Source organism: Burkholderia sp. Ax-1720, assembly GCF_011753035.1.
Classification (GTDB): domain Bacteria; phylum Pseudomonadota; class Gammaproteobacteria; order Burkholderiales; family Burkholderiaceae; genus Burkholderia; species Burkholderia gladioli.
The window spans coordinates 1-18,252 of record NZ_VWWK01000065.1; the positions used below are offsets into that span (position 1 = coordinate 1).

General features: G+C 70.7%; 13 protein-coding genes and 1 pseudogene. 5 read left to right on the forward strand and 9 right to left on the reverse strand.

What is annotated here, in order from left to right; genetic code table 11:
* A pseudogene (locus tag F3J18_RS19320) lies at positions 1–395 on the forward strand (DUF2063 domain-containing protein); the annotation flags it as partial.
* 108 nt (positions 396–503) lie between these two features.
* Here the strand turns inward: F3J18_RS19320 and F3J18_RS19325 are convergent.
* Together F3J18_RS19325 and F3J18_RS19330 are read right to left on the reverse strand one after the other, a co-directional pair.
* The gene (locus tag F3J18_RS19325; RefSeq protein ID WP_240155644.1) at positions 504–2,702 is read right to left on the reverse strand and encodes a TonB-dependent receptor; all 2,199 of its coding nucleotides are present in this window, start codon (positions 2,700–2,702) and stop codon (positions 504–506) included.
* Between the two features lie 341 nt (positions 2,703–3,043).
* On the reverse strand, positions 3,044–4,036 hold the full coding sequence (locus F3J18_RS19330) for a zinc-dependent alcohol dehydrogenase family protein (RefSeq protein ID WP_166913672.1): 993 nt from the start codon (positions 4,034–4,036) through the stop codon (positions 3,044–3,046).
* A gap of 114 nt (positions 4,037–4,150) precedes the next feature.
* Here F3J18_RS19330 and F3J18_RS19335 point away from each other — a divergent pair, with 114 nt between their 5' ends.
* Positions 4,151–5,026: a LysR family transcriptional regulator gene (locus F3J18_RS19335; RefSeq protein WP_205195491.1), complete on the forward strand. Its 876-nt coding sequence runs from the start codon at positions 4,151–4,153 to the stop codon at positions 5,024–5,026.
* A 57-nt stretch (positions 5,027–5,083) separates the two neighbouring features.
* Here the strand turns inward: F3J18_RS19335 and F3J18_RS19340 are convergent, their stop codons facing one another.
* From F3J18_RS19340 to F3J18_RS19350, 3 genes are read right to left on the reverse strand one after another with little or no spacing between them, the layout of a single operon-like run.
* Positions 5,084–6,319 (reverse strand): phosphotransferase, encoded by a 1,236-nt coding sequence (locus F3J18_RS19340; protein ID WP_240156412.1) that lies wholly within the window; start codon positions 6,317–6,319, stop codon positions 5,084–5,086.
* Between the two features lie 28 nt (positions 6,320–6,347).
* Complete coding sequence (gene pnuC, locus F3J18_RS19345; RefSeq protein WP_166913673.1) at positions 6,348–6,992, reverse strand: nicotinamide riboside transporter PnuC; 645 nt, start codon at positions 6,990–6,992, stop codon at positions 6,348–6,350.
* A 22-nt stretch (positions 6,993–7,014) separates the two neighbouring features.
* Positions 7,015–9,195, reverse strand: a complete 2,181-nt coding sequence (locus F3J18_RS19350; RefSeq protein WP_240154784.1) for a TonB-dependent siderophore receptor — start codon at positions 9,193–9,195, stop codon at positions 7,015–7,017.
* Between the two features lie 579 nt (positions 9,196–9,774).
* Here F3J18_RS19350 and F3J18_RS19355 point away from each other — a divergent pair.
* Positions 9,775–11,103, forward strand: coding sequence for an epoxide hydrolase (locus tag F3J18_RS19355; RefSeq protein WP_166913675.1), 1,329 nt, complete (start codon positions 9,775–9,777; stop codon positions 11,101–11,103).
* A gap of 62 nt (positions 11,104–11,165) precedes the next feature.
* Entirely contained in the window at positions 11,166–11,477 is a 312-nt protein-coding gene (locus F3J18_RS19360) for a DUF4148 domain-containing protein (RefSeq protein ID WP_096751148.1), read from the forward strand.
* 73 nt (positions 11,478–11,550) lie between these two features.
* On the opposite strand, the gene F3J18_RS19365 is transcribed toward F3J18_RS19360, so the two are convergent.
* Genes F3J18_RS19365 through F3J18_RS19380 form a run of 4 tightly spaced genes read right to left on the reverse strand, consistent with a single transcriptional unit; the run spans position 11,551 to position 17,261 of the window.
* Positions 11,551–13,593: an acetyl/propionyl/methylcrotonyl-CoA carboxylase subunit alpha gene (locus tag F3J18_RS19365; RefSeq protein ID WP_166913676.1), complete on the reverse strand. Its 2,043-nt coding sequence runs from the start codon at positions 13,591–13,593 to the stop codon at positions 11,551–11,553.
* 59 nt (positions 13,594–13,652) lie between these two features.
* Entirely contained in the window at positions 13,653–14,438 is a 786-nt protein-coding gene (locus tag F3J18_RS19370) for an enoyl-CoA hydratase/isomerase family protein (protein WP_166913677.1), read from the reverse strand.
* A 10-nt stretch (positions 14,439–14,448) separates the two neighbouring features.
* Positions 14,449–16,056, reverse strand: coding sequence for a carboxyl transferase domain-containing protein (locus F3J18_RS19375; RefSeq protein ID WP_166913678.1), 1,608 nt, complete (start codon positions 16,054–16,056; stop codon positions 14,449–14,451).
* A 23-nt stretch (positions 16,057–16,079) separates the two neighbouring features.
* Positions 16,080–17,261 carry an isovaleryl-CoA dehydrogenase gene (locus F3J18_RS19380; protein ID WP_013690311.1) on the reverse strand — a complete coding sequence of 394 codons (1,182 nt, stop codon included), beginning with the start codon at positions 17,259–17,261 and terminating at the stop codon, positions 16,080–16,082.
* Positions 17,262–17,499: 238 nt separating this feature from the next.
* Between F3J18_RS19380 and F3J18_RS19385 the strand changes: the two genes are divergently transcribed.
* On the forward strand, positions 17,500–18,225 hold the full coding sequence (locus F3J18_RS19385) for a TetR/AcrR family transcriptional regulator (RefSeq protein ID WP_166913679.1): 726 nt from the start codon (positions 17,500–17,502) through the stop codon (positions 18,223–18,225).
* Positions 18,226–18,252: the final 27 nt, after the last annotated feature.

Sequence of the window (18,252 nt, forward strand, 5' to 3'; positions counted from 1 at the left end):
CCGCGCCGGCCGAGCCGCTCTCGCTGCTGGCCGGCGCGGGCTGGCAGCTCGCCCTGCCCGCCACCACGCGGCTGATCGCGCTGCGGCATCGCGCCGACAGCCTGCGCCCCTGGCTGCGGGGCGAACGCCCGGCGGAGGCGCCCGAGTTCGAGATCGACCGCGTCGCGATCCGTCGCCACCGGTTTCGCGTGTCGATGGAGCGGCTGGCCGACTGGCAGTACCACGCGCTGCGCCGAGCCGCAAACGGGCCGGCCTCGCTGGCCGATTGCGCCCGCGCCGCGGCGCGCCGCACCGGCGGCAGCGAGGCGGAACTCCGCGCGCGGCTGGCCTTCTGGCTGCCGGCCGCCCAGCAGTCGAGCCTCGTGACGCTGGACGCCGATCCGGCCCGACCCTAGCCAAACGGCAAGCGGCCGGGCGGCCGAGCGGCTTGTTTTCGCCGCCCGGCCGCATCACACGCCACATACGCCACACACGCCAGCGCCGTTCCGCGACGCCCGGGCGTCTCAGAAGCTTGCGTGCAGGTTCACGAACGCGCTCAGCGACTCGCCCACATAGGCCCCGGCCGCGTTCGCCGCGATGAAGTAGCGGCGGTCGGTCAGGTTGTGCACGTTCAGGTCGACGCCCCAGCGACGCGTGTCATAACCGAAGGCCGCATTGGCGATCACGTAGGACGGGATCGAATTGGCATTGGTGATGTCGCTGTAGCTCTTGCCGACGTAGTTCACGCCCGCGCCCACGTGGAAGCCCGGCACGCCCGCGATCGAGAAGTCGTAGCTGGTCCAGAGGTTCGCCAGGTAGGCCGGCGCGCCCTGCGGACGGTTGCCGACCGAGGCGATGCCCTGCGGGTTGTCGGTGATCTTCGCGTCCTGCGCCGTGAAGTTGGCGATCAGGTGCCAGCGCGGCGTCAGGCTCGCGTCGAGCGAGGCTTCCGCGCCCTTGGTGCGCTGGCTGTCGAACACCACGCTTTCCTCGCCGTTGATGGTGGTCAGCGCGGCCACGTTATCGCGCTTCACGTCGAACAGCGCCGTGTTGAGCACGTAGCGGTCGTCGAGGAAGGAGAACTTCACGCCCAGCTCGTATTGCAGCGCGGATTCGGGCGCGCCGATGCCGTTCTGCGTGTTCTCCGAGTTGAAGTTCGCGAAGTGGCTGCGCGACACGCCGGCATAGGGCGACATCCAGGGCAGCGCCTTGTAGAGCACGCCGATGTTCCAGCTGGTGGGCGCGTCGTGGCGCGAATCGGTGACGCCGGCCAGCAGCGGATCGCCCTGCGTGTCGAAGCGGCCCGGCACCGAGATGTTCGGCGTCAGCGAGGTGTCCCACCAGTCCTTGCGCACGCCGGCGCGCAGCTTGAGGCGGTCGCTGAGGTCGACCTGGTCGGTCGCGTAGACGCTGGTGTAGTTCGCCACCAGGTGGTCGTTGTCGCAGGAATGCTTGGCGTCGCACAGGAAGTTCAGCCCGGCCAGCGAGGTTTCCGGCGGCACCGGCGCGAAGGCGTTGGCGATGTTCGGCAGGTCGGCCGTGCTGCGCTCGGTATCGATGATCTGGTGCTGGTACTCGAAGCCGGTCAGCAGGGTGTGCTTGACGCCGCCGGTGGCGAAGCGCCAGACCGGCTCGAACTGGTAGTCGAGGCTGTTGTCCGAATCGTCCTGCTGGCGCAACTGGCGGCCCACCACCTGGCCGTTGCTGATCTTGGTGCTGGTGCTGTCGCCGTTGCCGAGCACGTCGAGGCTGCGGTGCAGGTAGGAGAAGCGGTTGTTGATGGTCAGGATGTCGTTGATGCGCCAGGCGTCGGTCAGGGTCGGGCGCACGTAGTTGCCGCGCGCGAAGGCGAACGGCGTCGAGTACTTGGCGTTGATCGAGACGTTCGAGATCGGCGAGCCGTTGGCGTAGATCAGCCCGTAGGAATCGGGCGTCTCGCGGATGTCGCGCGCGTCGAGCGAGAAGTTGATGGTGTGGTGATCGGTCTTCCACTGCAGCTCTGGGCGGATTTCCTCGTCGCGGCTGTAGAGCGAGCGGAAGCCGTCGGCATGCGAGACGGTGGCGTCGACGCGGTAGTCGAGCCCGGAGATGCCGGTCGGGCCGGTGACGTAGCCGCTGCCGCTGATCATCCCGTAGGAGCCGGCCTGGATGCTGCCGCCGTAGTGGAGCTGGTCCGAGGGCGTGTAGTGGACGATGTTGATCGAGCCGCCCGGCGGGCCGCTGCCGAGCAGCGCCGAACCCGGGCCCTCCAGCACCTCGATGCGCTCCACGCCGTTCAGCGAGTGCGAGATGCCGCCCAGCAGGTCGCCGTCGGAGAAGCCGTCGTTGTAGATCTGCGCGTTCAGGCCGCGGATCAGGAAATGGTCGTAGTAGCCCTTGGTGTCCTGGCCGCCCACGTTCACGCCGCTGGCGTTGTAGAGGCTGTCGCGCAGCATGGTGGCGCCCTGCTCGGCCAGCAGCGCGCGCGGGATCACCTGCACGTTGGCCGGCAGGTCCTTGAGCGCCGTGCCGGTCTTGCCGACGCTGATCACCTGGCTCGGGTCGTTGACGTTGTCGTCGCCGGGCGCGCCGTCCTGCTTGCCATGCACCTGCACGGCGGGCAGCGCCAGCGCGTCGGCGCCCGCGCCGGCCGAGCCGGCCGCGCTCGCGCCGGGCGCCTGCTGCGCGGCGGCCGGCTGGGCCAGCGACAGCGCCATCAGCGAGCCCCCCAGGCCCAACCCCATGCGCCCCATTCGTTTCCGTAGTTTTCGCATCGCGACCTTGTTCCCCACCTTGATTCTCCGGTTTGTCCGTCCCGCGCGGCCTGCTGCGCCGTCCGGCATCGCCGGCGGCTCGATTCCCGCTCTAGATCACGAATAGGAATCGTTTCGATTTTTATTTAAAAAAACACAGCGAATACCGCGCCGGACATCTGGTTTGTCGGTGCTTGCCGGCACAATCGCCGCAAGCACGGCTCGCCACGGCAGACGCGCTCCCGTGGCGATGGGAAGACGATGGCGGCAGGGCTTTATTCCGGATCGATGCAGCGCCCTGTCTTACCGCGCGTTACAAGGCGGGCGGCGGCTCAGCCGAGCTCCAGCACCACCTTGCCGCGCGCCTGGCCCTCGCGCACCAGCGCGTGAGCGGCATCGGCCTGGTCGATCGCGAAGCGGCGCGCTTCGAGGCGCGGCGCGAGTCGCCCCGCCTCGACCAGCGCCGCCGTCTCCACCAAGATCCGGCCATGCGCCTCGCGGCCCTGCCCCGTCAGCAGCGGCCGCAGCGTGAATACGCCCGCGTACTGCGCCGAGCGGAACGACAGCGGCGCGAGCGACACGGTCCCCCAGCCGAGCGCGCTGGTCACGCGGCCGAACGGCCGCACCGCCTGGAAGGCGGCGTCGAGCGCGCCGACGCTGTCGTAGACCACGTCGAAACCGCGTCCGCCGGTGTGCTCGTCCACCCAGGTTGCGACCGCGGCGGCCCGGTCGACGAAGTGCGCGCCCAGCGAGCGCAGGTAGCCGGCATCGCGCTCGCTCGCGACCCCGAACACCCGGGCGCCGCGCGCCAGCGCCAGTTGCGTCGCCACATGCCCGACGCCGCCGGCCGCGCCGATCACCAGCACGCTCTCGCCGGCCCGCACCCGAGCGTTGTCCACCAGCCCTTCCCAGGCGGTGATCGCGGCCAGCGGCAGCGCGGCCGCCTCGCGCATCGACAGGCCCGCCGGCTGGCGCGCCAGCAGCCGCGCGTCGACGGCCACCCACTGCGCCATGCTGCCGCCGATCCCGCCCACGCCGCCGGCCGCGCCCCAGACCGCGTCGCCGGGCGCGAAGCCGCTCACGCCCTCGCCGACGCGCTCGACGCTGCCGGCCAGGTCGATGCCGAGCACGGCCGGCAAGGGATGGCGCGCATGGGCGGCGCTGCCGGCGCGGATCTTGGTGTCGAGCGGATTGACGCCGCTCGCCTCGACCCGTACCAGCACCTCGCCGGCGCGCGGCTCGGGAATCGGCAGCTCGATCTCGCGAAACGGCGCGTCGGGCGCGTCCACGATCCAGGCGCGCATGGTCTTGGGATTGGGGTTCATCGTCGTTCTCCTGGGCAGGTTCGGTATCTGGACGCCACTCTATCGACAACAATTCCGCATGAGAACTCGCTAAGATCGCATCTTGCTCATGCATAAATGAATGGATGGAAGGCGATGGGAGAAATCGACTGGAGCGACGTGCGCGTATTCCTCGCGATTGCCCGCGAGGGCAGCCTGGGCGCCGCCGCGCGCCGGCTCGGGCAGACCCAGCCGACCATGGGCCGCCGGCTCAAGGCGCTCGAGCAGCAGCTCGGCCAGCGGCTGTTCCAGCGCACCCAGCAGGGCTTCATTCCGACCGACGAGGGCCAGGCGCTGCTGGTGCATGCGGAGCGCATGGAGGTCGAGGCGCTGGCGGCGCTGCGTGAGTTGTCGGGCGCGGAGACTCGGCTCTCGGGCCTGTTGCGCGTCTCCTGTTCCGACTGGTTCGGCTCGCTGCGTCTCGCGCCGGTGATCGCCGAATACGCGGCGCGGCACCCGGGCGTGACGGTCGAACTGCTGGCCGATCCGCGGCTCTACAGCCTGCCGCATCGCGAGGCCGACTGCGTGATGCGGATCGCGCCCTTCGTCGAGCCCGACGTGGTGAGCCGCCGCCTGCTGAGCACCGCCTATGCCGTCTACGCCGCGGCCGGGGCGCCGGCCGAGCTGCCCGCGCGCGGTCGCGGCTGCCGGCTGGTGCTGATGGATACCGCGTTCGGCGCGATGCCCGACGTGGGCTGGATCCAGCGGCGCCTGCCCGAGGCGGCGGTGGCCGCGCGCAGCAACAGCCGCGAGACGCAGGCGCGGCTCTGCGCGCTGGGCGTGGGCCTGGCGGTGCTGCCGATGCCCCTCGGCGAGGCCACGCCGGGCCTCGTGCGGCTCGATCTCGGCGAGGCGCCGCCCAGCCGCGAGACCTGGCTCGGTTATCACCGCGACATGCGGCGCCAGCCGCGCCTGAGCCGCTTCGTGGAACTGGTGGTGGAACGCCTGGGAGATGCCGGAGCGGCGCGCTAGCGGCGCGAACCCGGCCGGCTGGCTCGGGTTTGGACGCTGGCCGACTCCGGCCTGCCTTCAGCCTCGCGGCCGCCGCGAGCGCAGCACGCCCAGCAGGCGCTGCCCTTGCGGCCCGGCGAACCAGCGCGCATGGCCGATCAGGTAGGTGTCGTAGGCGGCTTCGGTGCCGGCCGGCGAGGCGAGGATGCCGTTGAAGTACTCGACCTCGGACAGCGCGAACTCGGTATGGACGATCGGCAGCAGCGCCGCCAGCGCGCGATAGGCCGTATCCGAGAGCGGCAGCACCGATTCGTAGCCGTCCAGCAAGGCATGCAGATGCTCGTATTCGACGCGACGCGTCGCCTCGGGCGCGAGCCAGTCGACCAGGTTGCGCTCGATCGCGGTGGCGATGTCGAGCACCGCGCAAGTGCGGTCGGCAAGGCCGAAGTCGAGCACGGTGGCCACCGTCGCCTCGGCGCCCTCGCCGCTCCACAGCAGGTTCGAGGCATGCCAGTCGCCATGGGTCCAGAGCGGCGCCAGCGTATCGAGCAAGGGCACCAGCTCGCGATGGAAGGGGCCGATCTCGCGCAGCACGTCGCCGTGCCAGTCGCGCCCGTCCAGGGCGCGCGCCAGGCGCGGCTGGGCGGCCACCCAGGCGTCGAGCGCGGCGCCCAGGTCGGGCTCGCCCAGCACCCGGAAGCTCGACAGCAGCGGCTTGGGCTGGCGCGCCGGCGCGTCGAAGCCGGCCGAGGCGCGATGCAGGGTGGCCAGCATGCGCCCGGCGGCCGCCGCGTGCGAGGCATGCAGGAACGGTTTCCACGACATCACGCCGCGATAGACATCCACGCCCGGCGAGGCCGCATGCACCTCGTAGGTCCAGTCGCCACGCCGCGTCGCCGTGCTGCCCGCCGCGTCGGCCAGCACCTCGGCCACCGGCAGCCCCTGCCCGCGCAGGTGGGCGATGAAGCGATGCTCCTCCTCGAGCCCGGCCACGTCGCGAATGCTGGCGTGATGGCGCTTGACGAACACCTCGCCGCCGTCGGCCATGCCGGCCAGCACGGCGGCCGAGAACGGCCGCGGGCTGTGCCAGGCGAGCCTCGCCACCGGCCCGAGGCGCGGATAAGCGGCCAGCAGCGCGGCCACCTCGTCGCGCGTGATCAGCGGCCAGTCGCGCTCGGTGCTCTCGCCGTCGACGGTGAACTGCGGCGGCGCGCTCGCATCGCCCGGCTCGGCGCCGGCAAGCGGCGCGGGCGGCGCGGGCAGCGGGCCTGGCTGCGTCGGCGGCCCGGATCGGGAACGGGAATCGGCGCTCATCGCGCGGCCCCGGCTGACGGCATCGCGTTCATGCGCGCCCGCCGGCGTCGAGACGCGGCGCGATTGCCGCCTCGGCCTCGGCCTCGGCGCGCGCCAGCGCACGCGCCCAGTCGCGCCAGCCGATCGCGGCCAGCACCACGAACAGCGCATACAGGCCGGCCGTCAGGTACAGCGCCTTGTAGACGAACATGCCCACGTAGATCACGTCGACCACGCACCACAGCTGCCACGAGGCGATGTAGCGGCGCGCCGTCCAGTACTGCGCGACCAGGCTGAAGGCGGTCAGCGTGGCATCGACATAGGGCAGCGAGGCATCGGTCCAGCGCGCCATCGCGCCGCCCAGCAAGGCGCTCAGCAGCACCGCCGCGAGCAGGTCGGGCGCCACGCGGCGCCAGCCGACGCCGCGCTCCGGCACCACGTGCGCGGCATCGGCGCCCGCCACGCGGCCGGCGTCGAGCCGCCGCTGCGCCAGCCAGCGATACCAGCCATACAGTTGCAGCGCCGCGAAGGCGCCCTGCAGCAGCATGTCCGAATAGAGCTTGGCGTCGAGGAAGATCCAGGCGTACAAGGCGACCGAGGCGAGCCCGACCGGCCAGCACAGCAGATGGCGCCGCGCGGTCAGCCAGATCGCGAGCGCGCTGACCACCACGCCGGCTATTTCGAGAGGTGACATAAGGCCGGGGCTCCGTGCCGGGTCAGAAATCGTAGGTGACCGAGAAGCGTGCCGTGCGCGGCGCGCCGATGAACAGGTAGGCGTCGCCCTGCAGTTCGCCGGCATCGCGCCAGTAATAGCGGTTGAACAGGTTGTCGACCCACAGCCGCGCGGTGACGCGGTGGCCGCCGAGCTTGGTGCTGTAGCGCGCGCCGGCGTTCACCACGATCCAGCCCGGCACGCGCGCGCTGCCCTCCTCGTTGGCGGTGCGGCTGGCGCTGTACTCGAGGCCGCCGAGCAGGTCGAAACCGGGCAGCCCCGGCACCGCGTAATCGGCGTTCAGGGTGGCGCGCAGCGCCGGCACGTTGATCACTTGGTGGCCTTCGTAGGCGGGCGTTCCGGAATCGTACGCGCGGGCGCGGATCGCCGCGAGCGTGGCGTTCAGCGACAGCCGCTCGGTCAGGCGGCCCGAGGCGCCGAGCTCGATGCCGTCGTGGCGCTCGCGGCCGCGCTGCACGAAGGTGTAGCCGGCGTCCGTCGAATCGGGCTGGGCGAACTCGAAGGGCTTGCTGATGGTGAAGGCGGCGGCCGTCAGCGTCAGGCGGTTGGCCCAGTCGTATTTCGCGCCCACTTCATAAGCGGTCGATTCGAGCGGCGGCAGGAAGGCGTAGGCGTTGCTGGCGCGCACCGGCGCCTGGTCGCCCAGCGACAGGTCCTTGCTGTAGGAGCCGTAGAAGCTCAGCGGCGCCACCGGCTTGTAGACCAGGGCCAGTTGCGGCAGGAACTTGCTGCGGTCGGTGTGGGTCGGCTCGCCGTCCTGGCTGGTCCAGGCGCGCTGGCGCAGCAGCACCTGCCGGCCGCCCGCCAGCACCTGCCAGTGGTCGCCCAGGCTGATCTTGTCGGAGGCGAACAGCGAGACCTGCCAGGCGTCGAGCTGCGGATACGACTGGCTCGCGCTGTTCGGCGAGGGATCGAAGCTCAGGTCCGGGCCGTAGATGTTTTCGCTGCCGACATAGTCGTAGACCGAGGTCGACAGGCGCACCACGCGGTGCAGCGCGCCCACGCCGAACAGCACGTCGTGGCGCAACACGCCGGTGCTGAACTTGCCGGCCAGCGCCGCGCGCACCTCGTCGTTGCGGCGGTATTCGCCGGGGCTGCGATAGTCGTAGACGTCGAAATCGCCGTTCGAGGCGAAGAAGAACGGCGAGGTGCCGCCGGCACCGCAGCTCGGCACGTAGGCGCAGCCATAGGCGAAGGCCACGTTGTCGTCGATCATGGTGCGGCTGCGACCGCCGGTGACGTAGGCGCGCCAGTCGTCGTTGAAGGCGTAGTCGAAGCGCGCGTTGAGGTTGAGCGCGTCGGTGGTGACCGGCTTGGCCCAGGGCTGCACGCCGAGCAGCTTGGAGGCGGAGGCGGCGGGCGGCACCACCGTGCCGCCCAGCAACTGGTAGCCCGACACGGAGCGCTGGATCCACTGCTGGAACTCGGCGTTCACCTGCAGGCTGGCGCGCGGCGTGATGTTCCAGTCGGCCGCGAGCGAGGCGAAGGAGCGGCGGCCGTTGGCGTCGTCGACGTAGGAATGGAGGTTCTCCTTCGCCGCGTTGATACGGAAGCCGAATTGCTTGTCGGGGCCGAAGCGGCGCCCCAGGTCCACCGCGGCCGAGGTCGAGCCGCGGCTGTCGACGCCGGCCGTCACGCTCGAGACGTTCTCCGGGCGCTTGCTGACGAAGTTGACGATGCCGCCCGGCGAAAGCACGCCGCTGTCGATCGCGGCCAGCCCCTTCAGGATCTCGACGCGCTCCTTGTTCTCGAGCGCCACGTTCTGCTCGCCCGACAGCGTCAGGCCGTCCAGCCGGATCGCGCTGGCCGGATCGAGCGGGAAGCCGCGGATCGTGAAGTTGCCGTAATAGCCGACCGGCGTGTAGTCGGCATTGATCGAGGCGTCGTTGCGCAGCACGTCGGCCAGCGTCCTGGCCTGCTGGTCGGCGATCCGCGCGGCGCTCACCACCGTGACCGAGGCCGGCGTATCGAGGATCGAGGCGTCGTCGCGGCCCGTCACCGAGGCGCTGCGGGCCCGCCAGCCGGCATTGGCCGAGCCGGAAACGTCGACCGTCGGCAGCACGCGCACGGCCGGGTCGGCGTCCTTGCCGGCGCGCGCCTCGGAAGCCGGAACCGGTGCCGGCACGGGCGTGTCGGCGGGCGCGGCGGCGGCATGCGCGGCCATCACGGTCAGGCCGAGGCCCAGTTGCCGTTGCAATGCGCGCGGACGCGGGAATGGGCGCAGCGCAGCCGCGGACAGTCGTCGTTTCATCGGGAAGTCGGAAAAGCGCTCGCGCCGGGCGGCGCGATCAAAAGGCGTGATCATAGCGCAGCGGCGCCCCGCTTCCGACCGCCGGCCGGGCCCGGTGAGGCCGGGGCGCCACATTTTTGCGCGCGATTGGCCGGTCGGCGCTGTCCCGCCCGCATCGGCTCGTGCCGCGCAAGGCGGCTCGATACGTTCCACCGCCCTGCCCGGCGGCGGCCGGCCCTGGAACCGGGCGAATCCACCGCCAATCCTCAGTCGAAATCATCGCGATAAATATCGCATGCGATTCAGTCGCGACCGCTTGACATGGCGAGCCATTTGATTAGAATGCGACGCACTCGATCACATCGCATGCGATTCAAATCGGCGACGCAGGCAAGGCCAGGTCGCCGGCGCATTCGAATCCCTGCATCGATGCGTGCCGGCACCCGCCGCCGCGCCAGCCTCGTTACCGCCTCACCACCGACCGGCCCTCCGCCGGCACGACAGGAGCCCGCCATGCCGCAAGACCATTCGATCCCTGCCCGCCGCCGTTTCATCGGCGTCGCCGCCGCCACGCTCGCCGCCGGTTCGCTGAGCCGGCTGGCCTTCGCCGATGCCGATCCGGCCGCCGCCTCGATCGCCGACGCGGCACCGGCCGCGGGCGGCAAGCCCGAAGCGATCCGCCCGCTGCGCATCCACGTCCCCGAAGCCCGGCTCACCGAGCTGCGCCGCCGCGTGCGCGACACCCAGTGGCCCGAGCGCGAGACCGTCGACGACGCCTCGCAGGGCGTGCAGCTCGCCACCATGCAGGCGCTCGCGAAGCGCTGGGCCGGCGGTTACGACTGGCGCCGCATGGAGGCGCGCCTGAACGCGCTGCCGCAATTCGTGACCGAGATCGACGGCCTGGACATCCACTTCATCCATGTGCGCTCGAAGCATCGCGGCGCGCTGCCGATGATCGTCACGCATGGCTGGCCCGGCTCGATCATCGAGCAGTTGAAGATCATCGGCCCGCTGACCGATCCGACCGCCCACGGCGGCAGCGCCGACGACGCCTTCGACCTGGTGATCCCCTCGCTGCCCGGCTACGGCTTCTCGGGCAAGCCGAGCGCGACGGGCTGGGACCCGGTGCGGATCGCGCGCGCCTGGGTGGTGCTGATGCAGCGGCTCGGCTACACGCGCTACGTGGCGCAAGGCGGCGACTGGGGCAATGCCGTGACCGAGCAGATGGCCCTGATCGCGCCGCCGGGGCTGCTCGGCATCCATACCAACATGCCCGCCACCGTGCCGGACGGGATCGCCCAGGCGCTCAAGGACGGCAAGCCGGCGCCGGCGGGCTTGTCGGCCGAGGAACGGCATGCCTATGAACAGCTCGATAGCTTCTACCGGCACGGGCTCGGTTATGCGCAGGAAATGGCCAATCGCCCGCAGACGCTGTACGGCATCGAGGATTCGCCGATCGGGCTGGCGGCCTGGATCCTCGACCACGACGCGGCCAGCCAGGCGCTGATCGCGCGCGTGTTCCAGGGCGCGCAGGAGGGCCTGACGCAGGACGACATCCTCGACAACATCACGCTGTACTGGCTGACGCGCACCGGCGTGTCCTCGGCGCGGCTCTACTGGGAGAACAAGCTCAATTTCTTCGAGCCCAAGCATGTCGCGATTCCGGTGGCCGTCAGCGTGTTCCCGGACGAGATCTACGCGGCGCCGCGCAGTTGGGCCGAGCAGGCCTATCCGAAGCTGATCCATTACCAGCGCATGCCCAAGGGCGGCCATTTCGCGGCCTGGGAGCAGCCGCTGGCGCTGGCCGGCGAACTGCGCACGAGCTTCCGTTCGCTGCGCTGAGCGCGGCGCCAGGCATCACCTCACCAGGCAATCCATCGTCTTCTTACTCAGGAATCCGGATCATGAAGAACCCTGTCGCAAACCTCCTGCTGGCCGCCCTCGTCGCCGCGCCGGCCATCGCCTTCGCCGCGCAACCGGGCTCGTCCCTCACCCGCGCCCAGGTGATCGCCGAGCTGGTCCAGCTCGAGAAGGCCGGCTTCAGCCCGAACGGCGACAAGAACCATTACCCCGAAGCCCTCCAGGCTGCGCAGGCACGCGTGGCGGCCGCCGAGGACATGGACGGCATGGGCAGCGAAACCCGCGGCACGTCGGAATCGGGGGCGCGGCCGGCCGTTTCGGCCGCCGAGTTGCGCGCGCTGTATCGCGGGCATTGAGGCCCCGCCGCAACGAAAAAGGCGAGACGCATCGCTGCGTCCCGCCTTCCTTGCATGCGACGGCGACCCTCGATCAGGCCGCGGTTTCCAGCGTGATCAACTGCGCCCCGTCGGCCACCTGGTCGCCGACGGCATACAGCACCTCGGCCACCACGCCGGCGCTGGGCGCGCCGATGGTGTGCTCCATCTTCATCGCCTCCATCACGATCAGCGGCGCGCCGGCCTCGACCTTCTGCCCGGCTTCCACCAGCACCGCGATCACCTTGCCCGGCATCGGCGCGGTCAGCCTGCCGCCGCCGTGCTCGGCGTCGCCGGCGTGCGCCAGCGGGTTCTCCCAGACGAAGCTTTCGGCCGTGCCGTCGACGAATACGTGGAAGTTGTCGCCGTCCGCCACCACGCGGCCCGCGCCGCGTTCGCCGCCGATCGTCACCACCAGGTCGAGCGGCGTGGCGCCGCTTGCCCAACTGAACGCCAGGGCTTCGCCCTCGCCGATCGCGAGCGATGCGCCGCCGCGCGCGCCGTGTTCGTAGCGAACCGCCAGCGCCGTGTCGCGCTCGGGCAACTGCCAGTCGAGCTTGCGGCGATAGTCGCCGTTGAGGCGCCAGTTGCCCAGCGCGCCCCAGGGCGAAGCCACCTGCGCGGTCATGCTGCCGATTCCGCCCTTGCCCTTGTCTGCCGCCGCCGTCGCCCCCTCGCGCGCCAGCAGCGCCGCGCAGGCCAGCGCCACGGCCACCGGCGCGAGCGGCCGGGCCGCGAACAACGTCTCGTGGTTGCGCTCGATCAGCCCGGTATCGAGATCGGCCGTGGCGAAGGGCTCGCTGGCCACGATCCGCTGCAGGAAGGCCACGTTGGTCGACAGGCCGACCGCCTCGCAGTCGCGCAGCGCGCGCGCCACGCGCTTGAGCGCCTCGGCGCGGTCGGCGCCGTGCACGATCAGCTTGGCGATCATCGGGTCGTAGAACGGCGTGATCGCATCGCCCTCGCGCACGCCGCTGTCGACGCGCACGGCGGTGCCGATGGTGAATTCCGCGCCTTGCGGCAGCCGCAGATGGCGCAGCGTGCCCGTCGACGGCAGGAAGCCGCGCGCCGGATTCTCGGCGTAGAGACGCGCCTCGATGGCATGGCCGTTGACGCGCAATTGGTCCTGGCGCAGCGGCAGCGGATCGCCCGAAGCCGCGCGCAGTTGCCACTCGACCAGGTCCAGCCCGCTGATCATCTCGGTGACCGGATGCTCGACCTGCAGGCGCGTGTTCATCTCCATGAAGTAGAACTGCTCGCCGGTGACGATGAACTCGACCGTGCCGGCGCCCACGTAGCCCACCGCGCGCGCGGCGGCCACCGCCGCATCGCCCATCGCGCGCCGCTGCGCGTCCGACAGGCCCGGCGCCGGGGCTTCCTCGAGCACCTTCTGGTGGCGGCGCTGCACCGAGCAGTCGCGATCGAACAGGTAGACGATATTGCCCAGCGTGTCGCCGAACACCTGCACCTCGACGTGGCGCGGGCGCTGCAGGTATTTCTCGATCAGCACGCGGTCGTTGCCGAAGCTGCTGGCGGCCTCGCGCTGGCAGGAGGCGAGCGCGGCCGGGAAATCGGCCGAGCGCTCGACCACCCGCATGCCCTTGCCGCCGCCGCCGGCGCTGGCCTTGAGCAGCACCGGGTAGCCGATCGCGTCGGCCTCGCGATGCAGCAGCGCCGGGTCCTGGTCGTCGCCGTGATAGCCGGGCACCAGCGGCACGCCGGCCTCGTGCATCAACGCCTTGGCGGCGGCCTTCGAGCCCATCGCCGCGATCGCCGCGACCGGCGGCCCGATGAAGACGATGCCGGCGGCCGCGCAGGCCTCGGCGAAATCCTCGTTCTCGGACAGGAAGCCGTAGCCGGGATGGATCGCCTGCGCGCCGGTGGCGCGCGCGGCCTCGATGATGCGCTCGTAGCGCAGGTAGCTGTCGGCGGCCGCGGCGCCGCCGATCGGCACGGCTTGGTCGCAGGCCTCGACGTGCTTGGCTCGCGCGTCGGCGTCCGAATAGACGGCGACGCTCGCGATGCCGAGCCGGCGGCAGGTCGCGGCCACGCGGCAGGCGATTTCGCCGCGATTGGCGATCAGGATCTTGTCGAACATGGTGGTCGGATGTCGGTAATCGGGTTCGGAGGCGCCTTGGCGCACGCGGCTCGGTCGGCTCACTCGCGCCAGGACGGCGAGCGCTTGTCGAGGAAGGCCGCGATGCCCTCGCGCGCCTCGGCGCCGGCGCGGGTGGCCGCGATCCAGTCGGCGCTCTGCTCGATCAGCGCGTCGTCGAGCGCGCGGCCGGCCACCTCGGCCGCGAGCCGCTTGCAGGCGCGCACCGCGTCGGGCCCGTTGTTGCGCAGCGTCTCGGCCAGTTGCGCGATGGTGGCGTCGAGCGCCTCGGCCGGCACGGCCTCGTGGATCAGGCCGAGTTGCGCGGCGCGCGTGCTGTCGAACACCTCGGCGGTGGTGAAGTAGCGGCGCGAGGCGCGTTCGCCGAGCGCGCGCACCACGTAGGGCGCGATGGTCGCGGGGATCAGCCCGAGCCGCGCCTCCGACAGGCAGAAGCGCGCCGGCGCGGCTGCGACGGCGATATCGCAGGCGGCGACCAGGCCCACCCCGCCGGCATAGGCGTCGCCGTGCACGCGCGCGATCACCGGCTTGCCGCAGCGATACACGGCCTCCAGCATGCGCGCCAGCAGCCGCGCGTCGGCGCGGTTCTCGTCGTCGCTGTAGCCGGCCATCCGGCGCATCCAGTTCAGGTCGGCGCCGGCGCAGAACGACGGGCCTTCCGCGGCCAGCACCACGGCGCGCACCTGCGCCTGCGCGTCGAGCTCGACGAAGGCGGCCGTCAGCTCGGCGATCATGGTCTCGTTGAAGGCGTTGCGCACCTCGGGCCGCGCCAGCGTGACCGTCGCGATGCGCGCTTGCTCGGTGATCCGGATCGTCTCGTATCGCATCCCTGCCTCCTTACATGCGGAACACGCCGAAGCGCGTGTCCTCGATCGGCGCGTTCATGGCGGCGGCCAGGCCCAAGCCGAGCACGTCGCGGGTCTGCGCCGGCTCGATCACGCCGTCGTCCCACAGGCGCGCGCTGGCGTAATACGGGTGGCCCTGCTGCTCGTATTGCTCGCGGATCGGCGCCTTGAAGGCCGCTTCCTCCTCGGCTGACCAACTGCCGCCGCGCGACTCGATGCCGTCGCGGCGCACCGTGGCCAGCACCGAGGCGGCCTGGTCGCCGCCCATCACCGAGATGCGCGCGTTCGGCCACATCCACAGGAAGCGCGGCGAGTAGGCGCGCCCGCACATGCCGTAGTTGCCGGCGCCGAACGAGCCGCCGATGATCACCGTGAACTTGGGGACCTTGGCGGTGGCCACGGCCGTGACCATCTTCGCGCCGTGGCGCGCGATGCCTTCGTTCTCGTACTTGCGGCCGACCATGAAGCCGGTGATGTTCTGCAGGAACACCAGCGGGATCTTGCGCTGGCAGCACAGCTCGATGAAGTGGGCGCCCTTCACGGCCGATTCCGAGAACAGGATGCCGTTGTTGGCGACGATCCCGACCGGGTGGCCCCAGATCCTGGCGAAGCCGGTCACGAGCGTGGTGCCGTAGCGCGCCTTGAATTCGTCGAAGGCCGAATCGTCGACGATGCGCGCGATCACCTCGCGGATGTCGAAGGGCTTGCGCGTGTCGCTGGGGATCACGCCCGACAGTTCGGCCGGGTCGTGGCGCGGCGGCAGCGGCTCGGCCAGGGCCAGGGGCGTCGCCGCCCTGCCGCCGAGGTTGCCGACGATCGAGCGGGCAATCGACAGCGCATGCGCGTCGTTCTGCGCGAGATGGTCGGCCACGCCGGACAGGCGCGTGTGCACGTCCCCGCCGCCCAGGTCCTCGGCGCTGACTTCCTCGCCGGTGGCGGCCTTCACCAGCGGCGGGCCGCCCAGGAAGATGGTGCCCTGCTCCTTGACGATGATCGACTCGTCGCTCATGGCCGGCACGTAGGCGCCCCCGGCCGTACAGGAGCCCATCACCACCGCGATCTGCGCGATGCCGGCCGCCGACAGGTTGGCCTGGTTGTAGAAGATCCGGCCGAAATGGTCGCGATCGGGAAACACCTCGTCCTGGTTCGGCAGGTTCGCGCCGCCCGAATCGACCAGGTAGACGCAGGGCAGCCGGTTCTCGGCCGCGATCTCCTGGGCGCGCACGTGCTTCTTGACGGTCACCGGGTAGTAGGTGCCGCCCTTCACGGTGGCGTCGTTGCAGACGATCACGCATTCCCGGCCGGCGATCCGGCCGATGCCGGTGATGATGCCGGCGCCGGGCGCGTCGTCGTTGTACATGCCGTAGGCGGCCAGCTGCGAGAGCTCCAGGAACGGCGTGCCCGGATCGAGCAGCAAGGCGATGCGCTCGCGCGGCAGCAGCTTGCCGCGCGCCACGTGCTTGTCGCGCGCGGCCTGGCCGCCGCCCTGGGCGAGCCGCTCGACCTTGTCGCGCAGGTCGGCCACCAGCGCGTCGAGCGCGGCCTGGTTGGCGCGGAATTCGTCCGAGCGGGGGTTCAGTTTCGATTCGAGGATCGGCATCGTGTGGGCTCCGTGGCGCGGGCTCAGGCCGTTTCGGCGAACAGTTCGCGGCCGATCAGCATGCGGCGGATCTCGCTGGTGCCGGCGCCGATCTCGTAGAGCTTGGCGTCGCGCCACAGCCGGCCGACCGGGTATTCGTTGATGTAGCCGTTGCCGCCGAGGATCTGGATCGCCTCGCCGGCCATCCAGGTGGCGCGCTCGGCGGTGTAGAGGATCACCCCGGCGCAGTCCTTGCGGACCTGGCGCACATGGCCGCTGCCGGCCGCGTCGAGATGGCGGCCGACCGCGTACAGGTAGGCGCGGCAGGCCTGGAAGTTGGTGTACATGTCGGCCACCTTGCCCTGGATCAGCTGGAACTCGCCGATCGACTGGCCGAACTGCTTGCGATCGTGGATGTAGGGCACCACCGCGTCGAGGCAGGCCGCCATGATGCCGGTCGGGCCGCCCGCCAGCACCGCGCGCTCGTAGTCGAGGCCGCTCATCAGCACCTTCACGCCGCCGCCCACCTCGCCCAGCACGTTCTCCTCGGGCACCTCGACGTCCTGGAACACCAGCTCGCCCGTGTGCGAGCCGCGCATGCCGAGCTTGTCGAGCTTCTGCGCCACCGAGAAGCCCTTCATGCCCTTCTCGACGATGAAGGCCGTCATGCCGCGCGCGCCCGCTTCCGGCTCGGTCTTGGCATAGACCACCAGGGTGTCGCAGTCGGGGCCGTTGGTGATCCACATCTTGGTGCCGTTCAGCACGTAGTGGCCGCCGCGCTTGTCGGCGCGCAGCTTCATGCTGACCACGTCCGAGCCGGCGTTCGGCTCGCTCATCGCCAGCGCGCCGATGTGCTCGCCGGAGATCAGCTTGGGCAGGTAGCGGCGCTTCTGGGCCTCGCTGCCGTTGCGGTTGATCTGGTTGACGCAGAGATTGGAATGGGCGCCGTAGGACAGGCCGACCGAGGCCGAGGCGCGCGAGATTTCCTCCATCACCACCATGTGGGCGGTGTAGCCGAGGTCGGTGCCGCCGTATTCCTCGCTCACCGTCATGCCGAGCACGCCGAGCTCGCCGAACTTGCGCCAGAGGTCCATCGGGAACTGGTCGCTGCGGTCGATCTCGGCCGCGCGCGGGGCGATCTCCTTGGCGGCGAACGTGGCCACCGCGTCGCGCAGCATCTCGATGTCCTCTCCAAGCATGAATTGCACGCCGGGCAGGTTGCTCATGTGTCCTCCGATTCCAGAAAGTGCGTTCGGCCGATCCGGTGGGGTGTCTCGATCTGAGTTGTGCTCAGAATTGTTCCCGGACGTCGATCGATCGAACCAGGTCATTTGATGTGGATTGATGGCGCGTAGTGTCGCGCGGGCGTCGAGGGCGCGTCAACGATTTTTTGAGTGTCACTCAAATTTCATCGGGATCTCGGCTATCATCGGCGGCATCGCTCCGTTCTTGCCCGTTCACGCCATGACCGATACGCCCGTCAGACCCGATCGCGCCGAGGGCAGCCGCGCGCCCGCCGGCCGCAAGTCGCAGCAGCGCGTGCAGGACATCCTGCGTGCCGGCCGGGAGGTGTTCGCCGAGAAGGGGTATGAACATGCGACGGCGGCCGAGATCGCGCAGCGCGTGGGCGTGTCCGAGGCGACCGTGTTCAGCTATTTCCGCGGCAAGCGCGAGCTGTGCGCGCGCGTGATCGCCGATTGGTACGACGAGAACATCGCCGCCTTCGAGGCCGGGCTGCCGACCGGCGCGCCGCTGCGCGAGCAGTTCGCCTTCATCGTGCGCACCCATTTGCGGCTGATGCTGGTGAACGGCACGGGCTTGTGCGCGCTGGTGCTGTCGGAGGGCCGCGCCAAGCAGCAGATGCTCGGCGACGAGCTGGGCGAGCTGCAGCGCCGCTACACGGCGCCGCTGATGGAGGTGCTGGCGCGCGGCCGCGAATCGGGCCAGGTGCGCCAGGACATGCCGCTGAGCCTGCTGCGCTCGCTGGTGTTCGGGCCGATCGAGCATGTGCTGTGGGATGCGATCCTGGGGCGGCGCACGCTCGATACCGAGCGCACCGCCGACCAGTTGATCGAGGTGCTGTGGGCGGCCCTGCAGCCGCCGGCGCCGGCCGCGCAGGCGCTGGCGCAGTTCCAGCGCGAGGTGCGCGAGGCGATGACGCGCATGGACCGCCGGCTCGGCGGCGATTGAGGGCGGCTCGGGATTCGCTCGGGCCGA

Excerpts from the sequence above, each read along its gene's own strand:
- F3J18_RS19335 (WP_205195491.1), top strand. The coding sequence starts at position 4,151 with ATGGGAGAAATCGACTGGAGCGACGTGCGCGTATTCCTCGCGATTGCC.
- F3J18_RS19375 (WP_166913678.1), bottom strand. The coding sequence starts at position 16,056 with ATGCCGATCCTCGAATCGAAACTGAACCCCCGCTCGGACGAATTCCGC.
- F3J18_RS19330 (WP_166913672.1), bottom strand. The coding sequence starts at position 4,036 with ATGAACCCCAATCCCAAGACCATGCGCGCCTGGATCGTGGACGCGCCC.
- F3J18_RS19385 (WP_166913679.1), top strand. The coding sequence starts at position 17,500 with ATGACCGATACGCCCGTCAGACCCGATCGCGCCGAGGGCAGCCGCGCG.
- F3J18_RS19360 (WP_096751148.1), top strand. The coding sequence starts at position 11,166 with ATGAAGAACCCTGTCGCAAACCTCCTGCTGGCCGCCCTCGTCGCCGCG.
- F3J18_RS19370 (WP_166913677.1), bottom strand. The coding sequence starts at position 14,438 with ATGCGATACGAGACGATCCGGATCACCGAGCAAGCGCGCATCGCGACG.
- F3J18_RS19340 (WP_240156412.1), bottom strand. The coding sequence starts at position 6,319 with ATGAGCGCCGATTCCCGTTCCCGATCCGGGCCGCCGACGCAGCCAGGC.
- F3J18_RS19365 (WP_166913676.1), bottom strand. The coding sequence starts at position 13,593 with ATGTTCGACAAGATCCTGATCGCCAATCGCGGCGAAATCGCCTGCCGC.
- F3J18_RS19325 (WP_240155644.1), bottom strand. The coding sequence starts at position 2,702 with ATGGGGTTGGGCCTGGGGGGCTCGCTGATGGCGCTGTCGCTGGCCCAG.
- F3J18_RS19380 (WP_013690311.1), bottom strand. The coding sequence starts at position 17,261 with ATGAGCAACCTGCCCGGCGTGCAATTCATGCTTGGAGAGGACATCGAG.
- F3J18_RS19355 (WP_166913675.1), top strand. The coding sequence starts at position 9,775 with ATGCCGCAAGACCATTCGATCCCTGCCCGCCGCCGTTTCATCGGCGTC.
- pnuC (WP_166913673.1), bottom strand. The coding sequence starts at position 6,992 with ATGTCACCTCTCGAAATAGCCGGCGTGGTGGTCAGCGCGCTCGCGATC.
- F3J18_RS19350 (WP_240154784.1), bottom strand. The coding sequence starts at position 9,195 with ATGGCCGCGCATGCCGCCGCCGCGCCCGCCGACACGCCCGTGCCGGCA.